Origin of the sequence: Pseudomonas sp. SIMBA_068, assembly GCF_046534705.1 — a bacterium.
GTDB classification, from domain to species: Bacteria; Pseudomonadota; Gammaproteobacteria; order Pseudomonadales; family Pseudomonadaceae; genus Aquipseudomonas; species Aquipseudomonas putida.
The window spans coordinates 1-228 of sequence record NZ_JAWRYI010001898.1; the positions used below are offsets into that span (position 1 = coordinate 1).

General features: G+C 55.3%; 2 tRNA genes. Both read right to left on the reverse strand.

From position 1 onward, the window contains the following. Window positions 1–77: transfer RNA gene (locus SB756_RS36375), tRNA-Arg, on the reverse strand. A 73-nt stretch (window positions 78–150) separates the two neighbouring features. After that, a tRNA-Arg gene (locus SB756_RS36380) sits at window positions 151–227 on the reverse strand. Window position 228: the final 1 nt, after the last annotated feature.

The following is a 228-nucleotide window of genomic DNA, read 5'->3' on the forward strand; positions in this document are numbered from 1 at the left end:
TGGCGGACTCAGCAGGATTCGAACCTGCGACCGCTCGGTTCGTAGCCGAGTACTCTATCCAGCTGAGCTATGAGTCCGTGTTGGTAGTTTTAGACCAGGTTACCACTGGTTGACTGAAGCAGCTGTGCAAGCAGAGCCACTTCAAGAAAGTGGCGGACTCAGCAGGATTCGAACCTGCGACCGCTCGGTTCGTAGCCGAGTACTCTATCCAGCTGAGCTATGAGTCCG